Raw genomic sequence first — 13934 nt, 5'->3', positions numbered from 1 at the left:
GTCGTTTGGTTCGACATATGTCTCACAACCTGGAAGGCGTCTCCGTGTCACGTGTCCAGCTCGCTATCAACGTCGACGACCTCGACGCCGCAATTGCTTTCTACTCAACGCTTTTCGGCGCCGAGCCGGCCAAGCGCAAGCCCGGGTACGCGAACTTCGCCATCGCTGATCCTCCGCTGAAGCTGGTGCTGTTGGAGAATCCCGGCGAGGGCGGCAGCCTGAACCACCTCGGGGTGGAGGTGGATTCGAGCAATACCGTCCACGCCGAGATCGCCCGACTGACCGAGGGCGGGTTGTTCACCGACGAAGAGATCGGCACCACGTGTTGCTTCGCCACCCAGGACAAGGTCTGGGTGACCGGGCCAGGTGGTGAGCGCTGGGAGGTCTACACCGTCTTGGCCGACTCCGAGACCTTCGGAACCACGCCGCCGGCACCGTCATGCTGCCGATCGCCGATCTCGTCGAACCGAGCTGGAGAACACGATGACCAACAACGCTGACGCTGAATCACCCTCGATGACAGCACTTTCCACACTCGATCGTCTGCTGCCGGTGTGGATCGGAATCGCCATGGCCGCGGGGTTGCTGCTGGGACGGGCGATCCCGGGGTTGAACACCGCGCTGGAGAAGGTGCAGCTCGGCGGCATCTCGTTGCCGATCGCCCTGGGCTTGCTGATCATGATGTACCCGGTGCTCGCCAAGGTGCGCTACGACCGCCTCGACACCGTCACCTCCGATCGCCGCCTACTGCTCAGCTCCCTGTTGCTCAATTGGGTTCTCGGGCCCGCGTTGATGTTCACTCTGGCCTGGCTGCTCTTGCCCGACCTACCCGAATACCGCACCGGGCTGATCATCGTCGGGCTGGCCCGCTGCATTGCCATGGTCATCATCTGGAACGACCTCGCCTGCGGAGACCGCGAAGCCGCTGCCGTTCTGGTGGCACTGAATTCGGTCTTCCAGGTGTTCATGTTCGCCGTGCTGGGGTGGTTCTACCTATCGGTGTTGCCCGGTTGGCTGGGTCTCCCCCAAACCACGATTTCTGCCTCGCCATGGCACATTGCTGCCTCGGTACTCGTATTCCTGGGTATCCCGCTGGCCGCCGGATACCTCTCCCGGCGCATCGGTGAACGAGCCAAGGGCCGCGAGTGGTACGAGCAGCGCTTTCTGCCGCGCATCGGGCCGTGGGCGTTGTACGGGCTGCTCTTCACCATCGTGATTTTGTTTGCCCTGCAAGGCGATCGAATCACTCAGCAACCCCTCGATGTCGTCCGTATCGCGCTGCCGCTGCTGGCCTATTTCGCGATCATGTGGGGCGGCGGTTTCCTCGTCGGGGCAGTGCTGAACCTGGGGTATCAGCGCACCACCACATTGGCGTTCACCGCGGCGGGCAACAATTTCGAGCTTGCCATCGCGGTCGCGATCGCCACCTACGGTGCCACCTCCGGCCAAGCTCTGGCCGGCGTCGTCGGCCCACTCATCGAAGTTCCGGTGCTCGTGGGACTCGTCTATGTTTCCCTCGCCCTGCGCCGAAAATTTCCCCAGACTGCCGATCCGGGAGCCGCACGTGTCCGATGAATCGTTCGCCGACGCCGCCACGCCCACTGTGCTGTTCGTGTGCGTCGGTAATGCCGGCAAATCCGTGATGGCACAAGGTCTCATGCGCCACCTGGCCGGTGAGCGTGTCCAAGCGCTGTCGGCGGGAACTCACGCCAAGACGTCGGTCAACTTCGTCTCCGTGCAGGTGCTCGCCGAAGTCGGCGTCGACATCGGTAGCCATACGCCCACTCAGCTCACCGCCGCCGCGGTAGACGCCGCCGACCTGATCGTCGTGGTCGGAACCCAAGCTCACCTCGAGCAGGCCGGCACTCCGATCGAGGTCTGGGAAACCGACGAGCCGTCGCTGCGAGGGATCGACGGCATCGAACGAATGCGTCTCGTCCGCGACGACATCGCCGCGCGTGTAAAGGAGCTGCACGATCGCCTCACGTAACCGTGCAACGGATCTCAACTGCCTGCTGTGCGCGAATTCCGCCCTTCCAGGGCACTAATTCGCGCACGGGTGGCGCAGCCGCCCTCGACGTCTGGAATACAGTCGGGCGCATGACTGATCCCCACACGGTCCCGGTGATCATCGGTGTCGGCGACCTGGCACACGGCCGCGCCGGGTCACCCGCCGAACCTCGCCAGCCGCTGGACCTGATCGCCGACGCGGTCGACCTTGCGCTCGCGGACACGGGAATTCAGGACGTCGGGTCTCGCGTCGACGCAATTCACACGGTCAAGACCGCGAGCTGGGCTCACGACGACCTGCCGGCGATGATCGCCGAGAGAATCGGTGCGCACGCCCCACGCACGACGACGAGCACCATCGGCGGACACTGGCCGGCCGCACTCCTGGATCGCATCGGGTCCGACATCGCGAGCGGGGCGTCGGCCGTCGCGCTCCTCGTCGGAGGCGAGGCTCAGGCCTCGGTGCGCGCGCTGACGAAGTCGGGCACCGACCCGGCTTCGGTGGGGTGGGTCGCCGAACCCGGTGGCCCACCAGCCTTTTCGCCCGACGACCTGGGCAGCGCAGCAATGCAGCGGGCCGGCGCCCACACCCCGACCCGCGTGTATCCACTGTTCGAGAACCGCCTCGGTCACGACACGGGCCAGACCCCGGCAGAAACTCTGGAGCGGTCTGCGCAGCTGTACGCGGCGTTCTCCGAGGTTGCCGCGTCGCACCCGGCCGCGTGGTCACCCGTCGCGCGAACCGCCGAGGACATCGCGACGGTCGGCCCGAGCAACCGACGGGTGAGCGACGCCTATCCCCTGTCGATGAACGCAATGCCCTTCGTGGACCAAGCCGCGGCCGTGGTCGTGTGCTCGCTCGCCGTGGCGGTCGAGTGGGGCGTCCCGGACGATCGACTGGTCTACCTCTGGGGTGGTGCCGGCGCATCGGACACTTCAGACGTTCTGGCACGCAACAACTTCGGTGAGTCACCCGCGTTGCACTCCGCAGTCGCGCGAACTCTCGACCGCGCGGGCGTCACCAGTGCGGCACTGTCGCTCGTCGACGCGTACAGCTGCTTTCCGGTCGTACCGAAGCTCCTCGTACGCACGCTCGGGTTGGGGCCGGACACCGTCCCCACCGTGCTCGGCGGGCACTCGTTCTTCGGTGGGCCGCTCAACAGCTACACGTTGCACGCGATCGTGGAGGTGACCCGATTGCTTCGAGCCGGCTCGGCGGACGACGTAGCGCTGGTCCACGCCAACGGCGGCTATCTGACTCACCAGCACACCGTGCTGCTGGCCCGCACGGAGCATCGCGGCGGGTACATCGGTGACCCGGTCCCGGTCGAGATCACTTCGGACGTACCGACTTTGGTTCACGACTACGTCGGTGATGTCGTGATCGACGCGGCCACAATCGAATACGATCGCAGCGGCCTTCCGGCGACGGCGCTGGTGATCGCGCACACTCCGGACGGGCGACGGGTGGCCGGGCATACGGGTCCTGAGGACGCCGCGACCCTGATCGGATACACGGACGACGGTCGGCGGTCTCTCGTCGGCGCCCCGATCCACGTGTCCGATCACGCAGGCTTGCTGGAGATCACGATCGACGAAAGTGCATAGCTCGGGAACATTCCGCCCCTGTGGACCCATCCAAGATGTGTGCGGCAATCGCCGCACTGTCGAGTGAAGGAGATTCACATGAGTATTCGCAAGCTTGCCGCCGGCGCTGCCATGATCGTCGTCGTGACGGGTGGAGCCCTCTCCGCGGGCGCCGGCGCCGCAGCCGCCGGCGCCCTCCCTCCTGGCGCCGCACCTCCGGCGCCCCCGTCGAACTGGTCGTACCCGGTGCTCGGCCCGTACCTTCCGGGCGAAGGTCCGCTGTTCAACCACTTCTGATCCGGTGTGACGATCGGTGGCCGCGTCCGACCGACGCGGCCACCGATCGATCGGGCCCTGCAAGTCCGTCGGAAGACGATGCACGCCCCTGGAAGCGCTTGCCGTCTCTGATTAGCATGCGTGAATGGACATTCCCGGCACGCCCACGCGTCGTTTCCTGGTCTGCCTCTTCGCGTTCGTCGCCGCGATCGGTGTGGTGGGATGCTCGGGCGACTCCTCGGCAGACGACCCGCCGTTCGACCCACTCGTTGCGGGACAACGTATCTACGACCAGACCGGGCGGTCGCTGGACGCGTCGCAGAGAGAGGACGTGCAGCAGCGGCTCGATCGGTTGAAGGAGGAGACCGGCGCCGACGTCATCGCCTACGTCCGGGAAGTGGACGCCGATTCCGACGCCACGCTGAAGCAGGTCGAGCAACTCCAGCAGCAATGGGTCGCGTCGGCGCGCGTGAACCAGGACACCGCCGGGGCCATTCTGATCAACCGGGAGCCCGGGTCGGACGACGAGGCACGGGCCGGAATCTACGTCGGATCCACCTACGACGACGGCAACGTCCCGTCCGACGAGCAGGAGGCGATCGTCGAGGACGCTCTGATCCCACCGCTCCGCGACGGTGACGTGGCGGGCAGCCTCGACGCGGGCATCGAGAGACTGAGTTCGTCCATCCGGAACGGTCCACCGGTCACCGCGCTGGACCGCCTCGCGGCCGGGCCGGGTTCGACCTGGATGCCCTGGACCGGACTGATCGTCTCGCTTCTGGGTATGGCCGGCGTCGTGTCGCTGTACCGGCGGCGGGCATTGCCGTCCATGACGAAGCAGCCACCGACCACGGTGCGCCCGGACCATACGACCGATCCGGCACTGGCGACGGCGCTGGTCCACGGGAGAGCTCAGGCCAGCGGTGTTCCAGCGGCGGTACTGGCGCTCGCCGCGTCCGACGCCCTTGCCTTCGAACAGGACAAGAAGCCCGGAAAATGGGACAAAGGATCGGTCCGAATCAGATTGCTCGACGCCGCGAAAGTGCGCGGCGAGGTGCAGCAATGCGTGTGGAACATGCTGCACGAAAGCGCCGACGCCGACGGCGTCGTGGAGGGCTCCGGCCTGAAGAAAATCGCGAGCGGACCCGGTGCCACGAAAGACCTCGTGGAGGAGCGCTTTCGCTCCGCGGGATGGTTGGCCGAGGGAAGCGGGACCACTCGCACCTGGTTGGCCGTCCTGTCGCTGCTGGGACTGATCCTCACCGTCGGCGGCATTGCACTGGCCACCAATGGGGCTCCGATCATGCTCCTCACGGTGGTTCCCGCTGCCCTCGTCTTCGTCGGGGGACTCGTCGGTTCCATCGCGTTTTCCCGCTTCTCGTCGGCCGGGCGGGATGCAGCGCTTCCGTGGGAGGCCTACCGCGACGGCCTGAAGCAAGCCGGGAAGGACCAACAGGAGACGGTGGATCTCGACGCTGCGCTGCCGGACATCGTGGCGCTCGGATTGGCGCCCACCTTCGCGAAGCAACTCGAGGCGGCCACCGATCCCAGCAGCGAGACCACTCTGCGAGCGTTCGTCGACCCGGCAGGTGCGCAGTACGCGTCGGGACCGGGTGTGCTCCCCTGGGCCGCGTTCTACGGAAGCTTCGGATCCGGATCCGGTGGTGGTTCGGTCACCTCCGGCGGCGGTGCGGGTGGTGGCGGCGGCGCGGCGGGCAGTACCTGACCGATGAGTTTCGGTGTTCGGCCCGGTCGGAGTCGCTGTCATACCGACACGACAGGAGACATGCCATGGGCACCATCACGATCGAAATGTTCACCACCCTGGACCTCGTAGGGCAAGCGCCGGGAGGCCGGAGGAAGATCCGGAGAACGGGTTCCCCTTCGGTGGGTGGCAGGCACCCCTGATCGAGGAAGTGTCCGGCGCCCAGGTCGACGCCGCCTACGACGGCACCGATGCGTTGCTGCTCGGCCGGCGTACGTACGACATCTTCGCCGCCTACTGGCCCACCGCCACCGGTGAATTCGCCGACTTGTTCAATCGCATCCCGGGGCGTCAACGACACCTTCGGCCATCACACCGGCGACGCGGTGCTCATCGACCTCGCTCAGCACCTACGCGCGCTCACCTCGAACTCGTGGGTGGCGGCGCGTCTCGGCGGGGACGAGTTCGCCTGTGTCACCGTGGGCGAGCCCGAGCCCACCCGAAAACGAGTCGACGATCTGGTGGCATCACTCCGGTCGGCCCGGATGATCTCCGGGCTGTCGGTGAGCGTGGGTTCCGCGAGCACAGACCTCGATCACGCCGACTCGGAGCAAGCGATCCTGCTGCTGCTCCGAGTCGCGGACGCGGAAATGTACCGGTTCAAGGACGGTCGTCGGGCGCGGCTCCGCCGAGACTCTGCGCGGGGCTGACCAAGCCGTCCTCGGTCGGTTCTGCGCTCTGGTCTGCGTCTGCCCGGTCTGCGTCGGTCTGCTCGATGGGACCGACGCCGCGGTAGCGATAGACGCCGATTCCGATGACGATCGCGGCCAGGGCCAACGAGACGTACATCTGGCTTCGGGTCTCGGGGAGCACCACCATGCCGATGCAGAGGGCGACGATCGAGACGATCGTGAGCCACGTCAGATACGGGAACAGCCACATCTTCAGCTCCAGCGTCCGGCCTTCGCGTTCGAGCTGTCGACGCATCTTCAGCTGCGACACCGAGATCACGAGCCATACGAACAGCGCGATCGCCCCCGAGGAGTTGACGAGGAAGAGGAAGACGCGGTCGGGTGAGATGTAGTTGAGGCCCACGGTGATGAACCCGACGACGGTCGACACGAGTACGGCTTGGCGCGGGACACCGGCTCCACTGATCGTCGCGAAGCTCTTCGGTGCGTCGCCGCGGCGCGACAGCGAGAAGATCATGCGGCTCGCGGTGTACAGCCCCGAGTTGAGGCACGACAGGACCGAGGTCAGGACGACGACGTCCATGATGGTGCCGGCGGCCGGGATCCCGTACGAATCCATCACGGCCACATAGGGACTCAGGGCGACCGACGCACTGTCCCAGGGAAGAAGGGTGACGACGACGGCGATGGATCCGATGTAGAAGACGAGGATGCGCCAGACGACGGACTTCACGGCGGTCCGCACCGCGGCAGCCGGGTTCTCCGACTCGCCCGCGGCGATGGTGGCGATCTCCGCCCCGAAGAACGAGAAGACGACCACGAGGATTCCGGCGAACACGGCTCCGTACCCGTTGGGGAAGAACCCGCCGTTACCCGTGAGGTTGGACATGCCGGGCGCTTCGACTCCGGGAAGGAGTCCGAGGATGGCCAGCACTCCGAGGCCGAGGAAGGCGACGATGGCCGCGACCTTGATGGACGCGAACCAGAACTCGAATTCGCCGAACGATTTCACCGACGCGATGTTGGTGAGGGTGAGCACGATCATCAGCACGAGCGCCCACGTCCACTGCGGCACACCCGGCACCCAGCGGTTCATGATGACGGCGCCGGCGGTTGCCTCGATGCCGAGCACGATGATCCAGAACCAGGCGTAGAGCCACCCGATGCTGAACCCGGCCCACCGGCCGATGGCGCGGTCGGCGTACGCCGAGAACGACCCGGTCTCGGGGTTCGCGGTGGACATCTCCCCCAGCATCCGCATCACCAGGATCACCACGATGCCGGCGAGCGCGTACGACACGAGAACGCCCGGACCGGTCTCCTGGATCGCAGCACCCGAGCCGACGAACAGGCCGGCACCGATCACGCCGGCGATGGCAATCATGGACAGGTGACGCTTCTTGAGCGTCTGCTGTAGCTCTGCGGGCGGGTTCGCGGCCACTGATGTGCTCCCTCGTGGGTCGAGCACGGTGGCTACCACCGTGCGGTAGGCCAAGTCTGTTGCAGCCGCGCAGCAGGGGGCTCACGCCACTGTGTACAAGAAGCGGCGCGCAGTTGTACGAAACGCCTTCCACAGATGTCTCGAAGGTCAGCCGATCCGGCTGCGTCGACCCACCACCGGGTTGAGCTCGGAGCGTGCCAGGCCACCGGGCTCGACACCCGGAAGGAACTCGCGCCAGGTGCCGCTGATCAATGTCGGCGACTCCACCACTCGCGCGCCGTCGGCGAAATAGGTGGTGGCCAGAGCCCGGCGCGGCTGTGTGGTCAGGTTGGGGCCGGCAGTGTGAAAACACAACGCGGAGTGAAACGACACGTCGCCGATCGCGAACGGCTCCGATTCCACTCCGACACGCAGGTCGGCAAAGCGCTGGGTGACGGCCTCGTCGTAGGACGTACCGACCTTGTCGAACTCCAGGTCGGACACCTTGCTCAGCACGTCGCGGCCGCGGGCGAAGGACAGTGGACCCATCCGGCCGGGGATCGCCGACATCGGCATCCACGCGGTGACCGCCTGCGTGGTCTGCAGCGGGAAGTGTTCGGCGTCGTGGTGCCACGGTGTACGTCCGCAGCCGGGTTCCTTCGACAGCGCATTGTCGTGATAGAGCCGGACTGCCGATTCGTCGAGGAGAGTCGCGGCCACGCCACCGATCCGAGGTGACAGCGCCACCGAACGCATCAGGTCGTCGTGCAGCCACATCTGTTCGAGAGCCGTGAAGCGACCGGACACGTTGTCGCCGTGCTCGGCGCGGAGCAGCTCGTCGAGACGTTCCGCGAGGCGTCGAACCACGGCCGGCGACAGTAAGCCGGGCAGCCGCACGAACGCGTCCCGCGCGAAGGCGTCGATCGCAGTCGCGTGGAGGTCGTAGGGCTCCGCGAGCTCACGTTCGACCTGCTCGTCCGACGCCGGCTCGACGTCGGGAAGGCCGGGGCCATCCACCAGCTCGACGGGCGCGTGGTCGTTGGCGGCCAGCGTGACGTACCAGTCCCACCAGTCCTGATCGTCGCCCGCCCACTCCTGCTCGAGGCCGCCGTCGCGGTTCTGTTCGGGGAGTCGATCGTTGGTCGGCGGGTTGGTCAGAGCCACAGCAAGGCCGCCTCGTGGGAGAATGTGTACGCCCCGGATTTGTCGCGGCAGGACGCCAGGTAGTCGCCCAACACGGGCGCCGCCTCCATTTCGTCCAGCGACACCGAATCGTCGAAGGCGCACCGCTGGAGGAAGCCCTCCGCTACTGCGCGATCCGACGTTCCGGTCGTGTACGTGACGCGCTGATCGCGCACGTCCGCGCCGGCGCGCATCAGCGAATCGCGTACCTGTTCGGCCGTCGTGTAGGGCGTTGCCTCGCGCACGCCGGTCCGGAACGCGTCGTAGAACGCCAGGTAGTGGGACGCTGCGGTGGCCTGCGCGACCAGGCCCAGACCGCCGGGGGCGAGTGCGGCCACGAATCGCTGCGCTGCGTGATCCAGTTCCGCGGGCGGAAGGGCGTAGAGAGCGTGGGTGGCCCACACGACGTCGTATCCGGAGTACTCGTCCGGGAGGTCCTGGAGGGTTGTCACCAGATCGTGTCGGGCCACGAAGGGCGTGGCCAGAACGCTGCGCGCTTCGGCCACCGAGAACTCCGACGGGTCGAGCAGGTCGTAGGCCACGTCGGGAACGGCGGACAGGTCGGTGTAACGGCTTAATGCGGTGGGAAACTTTCCGCTTCCGCAGGCCACGTCGAGCAACGACCAACCGTCGTGTGCGCGTTCGGCGAGAAGGGTGGGCCAGTCGGCGGCCTGAGCGAGCTGACGGTAGTCCTCGGTCGCCAGCGCGTAGAACGCTTCCATGCCTGTGCGGCCGGCCTCGCTCCAGTGCTCGAGACTTCGCTCGGCTGTGTCTCCGCTGCTCACACCGTTCCTCGTTTCTGCTTCGTCGAACCGACCGCGACGCACCGGGAAACGGCGTCGTGGTTCACTCGAACCAATGTCCAACGTAGCCCCGACGCCGTCGTCGGACACCGTCGCCGTACTTCTCGACGATCTGCGCGCCCGGCGGCTGAGCGCGCCGCGACTTCCGGGCCTCGAGCCCGAGACGTACGCCCGCGACCACGCGGCGTTCGAGCGGCTGTCGAATCAGCGCGATCTGATCGCGGATCACCTCGTCGGCCGACTGGCGGAGTTGCCGGACGGACCGGTGTCGGTTCTCTCGGTGGGGTGTGGTGACGGCTCTCTGGACGTCCGCCTCGCCGACGCTCTGTTGCGTGCGGCGCCCGGACGACGGGTGCGCTACGTCGGCATCGATCCCTGGTCCGGGAGCGCCGAGCAGTTCTCGGCGGCCATGGCCGGACTCGGGTCGGCCGAGCTCAGCGTCGAGGTGCATGTCGCATCCTTCGACGAGGCGCCCACGAACGAGCACTTCGACATCGTGCTGTTCGTGCACTCGATCTACTACGTCGTCGACGTCGGGCAGACTCTGCGCGCCGCCGTCGAACTCTTGCGACCGGGCGGTCGGCTGTGGGTCCTCAACGCACCGCTCGCCGCGCTCAATGCGTTGGTCGGAGTGCTGGCCCCGCCTCTCGAGGACCACCGTCAGTGGTTCAGCGCCGACGTGGAGAAAGCCTTCGTCGACGACGACATCACGCTCGACGAGGTGATTTCCCTGGATGCGTTCGTCGACCTCGCATCCGGAAGCGACGACGTACTCGATTTCGCGGTGCAAGCCCGCCTGACCCCCGATTTGCGAGGACCCGTACGGGCGTACCTCGATGCTGTATCCGTGCCCGGCGCCGATGGCGTTATCCGCGTGCCGCATCCGGTCGACGTGTTCACCACCACTCGTCGCTGACCGGTTTCGAATGCGGACCGTCTGCGTCCGCATTCGCCGTTAGAACTGGGTAGTTCCGACCCTACGAACCCGGGAGCGCTCATGCCGTCCACCGACTACCTCCGCGACAACTTTCAGGGCTCTCAGATCGACCACGTCAACGTCACGGTCACCGATGTTCGTGCCTCCACTGCTGTGTGGGAACCGGCGCTCGCGACGCTCGGCATCCGAAAACTGCTCGATTTTCCGGCGCCGGCCGACGGAAGCCGACCTCATATGACCGGTTTCGGGTCGGACCGTAAGCCCTCTTTCTGGCTGGTGGAAGGCGACACGATCGATCCGAACCTCCATATCGCGTTCGCGGCGCCCTCACGCGAGCACGTACGCCGCTTCCATGAGGCCGCGCTGAACGCGGGGGCACGCAACAAGCTCGATCCGGCAGTGCACACCGAGTATCACGAGAACTACTACGGCGGTTTCGTAACCGACCCCGACGGGATCAACCTCGAGGCGGTCTGCCACATCGAGTGACCGGTCATCGCACGTACGCGGCCAGGTGCTCACCGGTGAGGGTCGATTTCGCGGCGACGAGATCGGCCGGCGTTCCTTCGAACACCACTCGCCCCCCGTCGTGACCGGCGCCGGGGCCCAGGTCCACGATCCAGTCCGCGTGCGCCATGACGGCCTGGTGATGTTCGATGACGATCACCGACTTGCCCGAATCGACCAGGCGATCGAGCAGTTCGAGCAACTGCTGGACGTTGGCCAGATGAAGGCCGGAGGTGGGCTCGTCGAGCACGTAGATCTCGCCCTTGTCGGCCATCTGCGACGCCAACTTGATGCGTTGGCGCTCGCCGCCCGACAGTGTGGTCAGCGGTTGGCCGAGCCGAAGATAGCCCAGGCCCACGTCGACGAGTCGAGTCAGGATCTTGTGCGCAGCGGGGAGCTTGCCGTCGCCGTCACCGAAGAAGCTCTCCGCCTCGGCAACGGACATCGACAGCACCTCGCCGATGTTCCTGCCGCCGTAAGTGTAGTCGAGCACCTCGGCCTGGAAGCGTTTGCCTTCGCAGACTTCGCACGTGGTGGCCACTCCGGCCATCATGCCCAGATCGGTGTAGGTGACACCGGCGCCGTTGCAGTTGGGGCAGGCGCCTTCCGAGTTCGCGCTGAACAGTGCCGGTTTGACGCCGTTGGCCTTGGCGAAGGCCTTGCGGATCGGCTCGAGCAGGCCGGTGTAGGTGGCGGGGCTGCTCCGCCGTGATCCTTTGATGGCGGACTGATCGACGGACACGACCCCGTCGAGAGCGGCGACCGAGCCGTGGATCAGCGAGCTCTTTCCGGATCCCGCCACTCCGGTCACCACGACGAGCACGCCCAACGGAATGTCGACATCGACGCTGCGTAGGTTGTGCGCATCCGCTCCGCGGATCTGGAGCACCTCGGTGGCCTCACGCACGGTGGTCTTCAGCGACGCACGGTCGTCGAGGTGCCGCCCCGTCAGCGTTCCGCTGGTGCGGAGCCCGTCGACGGTTCCCTGGAACACGATCTCCCCGCCGTCGGAGCCGGCGCCCGGCCCGATGTCGACGACGTTCTCCGCGATCGCGATCGCCTCGGGTTTGTGCTCGACGACGAGGACCGTGTTGCCCTTGTCGCGAAGCTGCAGCAGCAGGGTGTTCATGCGCTCGATGTCGTGCGGGTGCAAGCCGATCGTCGGTTCGTCGAACACATAGGTCACGTCGGTCAGGCTCGACCCGAGATGGCGAATCATCTTGGTGCGCTGCGACTCTCCACCGGAGAGCGTGCCCGATCGTCGATCGAGCGAGAGGTACCCCAATCCGATCTCGACGAAGGAGTCGAGCGTGTGCCGAAGGCTGGTCAGCAGAGGGGCGACGGATGGTTCGTCGAGTTCGGACACCCAGGCGGCAAGGTCGCTGATCTGCATGGCGCACGCGTCGGCGATGCTGATGCCCGCGATCTTCGACGAGCGTGCGGCTTCGCTGAGTCGAGTGCCGTCGCAGTCGGGGCAGGTCGCGAACGTGACCGCCCGTTCGACGAAGGCCCGGATGTGGGGCTGCAGGGCGTCGACATCCTTGGAGAGATAGGACTTCTGAATCTGCGGTATCAGTCCGGCGTAGGTCAGGTTGATCCCCTCGACCTTGATCTTCGTCGGTTCCTTGTACAGCAGGTCGGCGCGTTCCTTCTTGGTGAACTTGGCGATCGGCTTGTCCGGGTCGAAGTAGCCGCATCCGCGATAGATGCGCCCGTACCACCCCTCCATGCTGTAGCCGGGGATGGTGATCGCGCCCTCGTTGAGCGACTTCGAATCGTCGAACAACGCGGTCAGGTCGATGTCGCTGACCGACCCACGACCCTCGCAGCGTGGACACATGCCACCGGTGACGGAGAACGTGCGCTTCTCGCGGACGGTCTGTCCCGAGCGCTGCACGGTCACCGCGCCGGCTCCGGACACGGACGCGACGTTGAACGAAAATGCTTGCGGTGAGCCGACGTACGGCTTTCCGAGCCGGCTGAAGAGGATGCGCAGCATGGCGTTGGCGTCGGTCGCGGTCCCGACCGTCGATCGCGGATCGGCGCCCATGCGTTCCTGATCGACGATGATCGCCGTCGTCAGACCTTCCAGCACGTCGACGTCGGGGCGAGCGAGGGTGGGCATGAAACCCTGCACGAAGGTGCTGTAGGTCTCGTTGATCATCCGCTGCGACTCGGCCGCGATGGTGCCGAAGACCAACGAGCTCTTCCCGGAGCCGGAGACGCCGGTGAACACGGTGAGACGGCGCTTGGGAATCTCGATGTCGACGTTCTTGAGGTTGTTCACGCGCGCCCCGTGCACCTTGATCAGGTCGTGGGCGTCGGCAGTGTGCGTCTGTGCCGGTGCGGACTTCGGAGACTTCTGTGCCATGGCGGACACCCTAGTAGCGGATTTCGGCGACGACTTCTCGATTTCCGACCTATCTCAGACGTTCGGCGTCCCGTGATCGCTCGACGAGATCGGCGCACAACCGGGCCAGTTCGTCCGCGCCCGCACCCTCCCCGACCGCGGTGGCGACGTCCTCGGCCAGACACCGCACCTCGAAGGCGCGATCCGCCAGCGCGGTGGCCTCGTCGGCCGTGAGAACGACCGCGTCGACGGGCACCGATGTGCCCTTGACCGCGGCGCGTTGTTCGTAGGCGCGCTGACGGCACGATTGCCTGCAGTACCGGCGGCGGCGGCCCATCCCCGAGTCGGGCACGGGCCGGCCGCACCACACGCACGTCGACGGACGCCGACTCCTCCCGGCCATGGTGACCAACCCTAGAGGCCGAGGCGGGTACGATAGCGCAGCAACACTCGCGCCCTGCACCA

At 66.4% G+C, this 13934-nt stretch carries 14 protein-coding genes and 1 pseudogene; 10 read left to right on the top strand and 5 right to left on the bottom strand.

The window, feature by feature from the left end:
* Positions 1-44 precede the first annotated feature (44 nt).
* From AC59JP_RS06200 to AC59JP_RS06165, 8 genes and pseudogenes are all read left to right on the top strand, one after another.
* Positions 45-500, top strand: coding sequence for an ArsI/CadI family heavy metal resistance metalloenzyme (locus AC59JP_RS06200; RefSeq protein ID WP_497324736.1), 456 nt, complete (start codon positions 45-47; stop codon positions 498-500).
* A 16-nt stretch (positions 501-516) separates the two neighbouring features.
* On the top strand, positions 517-1575 hold the full coding sequence (arsB, locus tag AC59JP_RS06195) for an ACR3 family arsenite efflux transporter (protein ID WP_497324735.1): 1059 nt from the start codon (positions 517-519) through the stop codon (positions 1573-1575).
* On the top strand, positions 1565-1990 hold the full coding sequence (locus AC59JP_RS06190; RefSeq protein ID WP_497324734.1) for an arsenate-mycothiol transferase ArsC: 426 nt from the start codon (positions 1565-1567) through the stop codon (positions 1988-1990). Before arsB ends, AC59JP_RS06190 begins: the two co-directional genes overlap by 11 nt.
* Positions 1991-2100: 110 nt before the next feature.
* A complete protein-coding gene (locus AC59JP_RS06185; protein ID WP_497324733.1) occupies positions 2101-3618 on the top strand; it encodes an acetyl-CoA acetyltransferase in 1518 nt (505 codons plus the stop codon).
* Between the two features lie 78 nt (positions 3619-3696).
* A complete protein-coding gene (locus AC59JP_RS06180) occupies positions 3697-3894 on the top strand; it encodes a hypothetical protein (protein ID WP_497324732.1) in 198 nt (65 codons plus the stop codon).
* A 124-nt stretch (positions 3895-4018) separates the two neighbouring features.
* Positions 4019-5599 (top strand): DUF2207 family protein, encoded by a 1581-nt coding sequence (locus tag AC59JP_RS06175; protein ID WP_497324731.1) that lies wholly within the window; start codon positions 4019-4021, stop codon positions 5597-5599.
* 65 nt (positions 5600-5664) lie between these two features.
* Positions 5665-5924 (top strand): annotated as a pseudogene (locus AC59JP_RS06170) (dihydrofolate reductase family protein); the annotation flags it as partial.
* On the top strand, positions 5830-6288 hold the full coding sequence (locus AC59JP_RS06165; RefSeq protein WP_497324730.1) for a GGDEF domain-containing protein: 459 nt from the start codon (positions 5830-5832) through the stop codon (positions 6286-6288). The pseudogene AC59JP_RS06170 and the gene AC59JP_RS06165, both read left to right, overlap by 95 nt.
* Here AC59JP_RS06165 and AC59JP_RS06160 read toward each other — a convergent pair.
* The 3 genes from AC59JP_RS06160 to AC59JP_RS06150 all read right to left on the bottom strand — a co-directional run bounded on the left by AC59JP_RS06160 (position 6239) and on the right by AC59JP_RS06150 (position 9657).
* The gene (locus tag AC59JP_RS06160; RefSeq protein ID WP_497324729.1) at positions 6239-7711 is read right to left on the bottom strand and encodes an amino acid permease; all 1473 of its coding nucleotides are present in this window, start codon (positions 7709-7711) and stop codon (positions 6239-6241) included. The two genes, AC59JP_RS06165 and AC59JP_RS06160, sit on opposite strands and share 50 nt — an antisense overlap.
* Before the next feature lie 147 nt (positions 7712-7858).
* The gene (locus AC59JP_RS06155; RefSeq protein ID WP_497324728.1) at positions 7859-8854 is read right to left on the bottom strand and encodes a phytanoyl-CoA dioxygenase family protein; all 996 of its coding nucleotides are present in this window, start codon (positions 8852-8854) and stop codon (positions 7859-7861) included.
* On the bottom strand, positions 8845-9657 hold the full coding sequence (locus AC59JP_RS06150; protein ID WP_497324727.1) for a class I SAM-dependent methyltransferase: 813 nt from the start codon (positions 9655-9657) through the stop codon (positions 8845-8847). Before AC59JP_RS06150 ends, AC59JP_RS06155 begins: the two co-directional genes overlap by 10 nt.
* Positions 9658-9730: 73 nt before the next feature.
* On the opposite strand from AC59JP_RS06150, the gene AC59JP_RS06145 reads away from it, so the two are divergent.
* Positions 9731-10591: a class I SAM-dependent methyltransferase gene (locus AC59JP_RS06145; protein ID WP_497324726.1), complete on the top strand. Its 861-nt coding sequence runs from the start codon at positions 9731-9733 to the stop codon at positions 10589-10591.
* 81 nt (positions 10592-10672) lie between these two features.
* Positions 10673-11101 (top strand): VOC family protein, encoded by a 429-nt coding sequence (locus tag AC59JP_RS06140; protein WP_497324725.1) that lies wholly within the window; start codon positions 10673-10675, stop codon positions 11099-11101.
* Positions 11102-11105: 4 nt separating this feature from the next.
* Here AC59JP_RS06140 and AC59JP_RS06135 read toward each other — a convergent pair whose 3' ends face one another.
* A complete protein-coding gene (locus AC59JP_RS06135) occupies positions 11106-13490 on the bottom strand; it encodes an ATP-binding cassette domain-containing protein (RefSeq protein ID WP_497324724.1) in 2385 nt (794 codons plus the stop codon).
* A gap of 49 nt (positions 13491-13539) precedes the next feature.
* A complete protein-coding gene (locus AC59JP_RS06130) occupies positions 13540-13872 on the bottom strand; it encodes a hypothetical protein (RefSeq protein WP_497324723.1) in 333 nt (110 codons plus the stop codon).
* Between the last annotated feature and the right edge of the window lie 62 nt (positions 13873-13934).

Source organism: Rhodococcus sp. 320_ES (assembly GCF_059691855.1).
The sequence above is the reverse complement of the archived record's forward strand: the minus strand, read 5'-3'. Positions and strand labels throughout refer to the sequence as shown.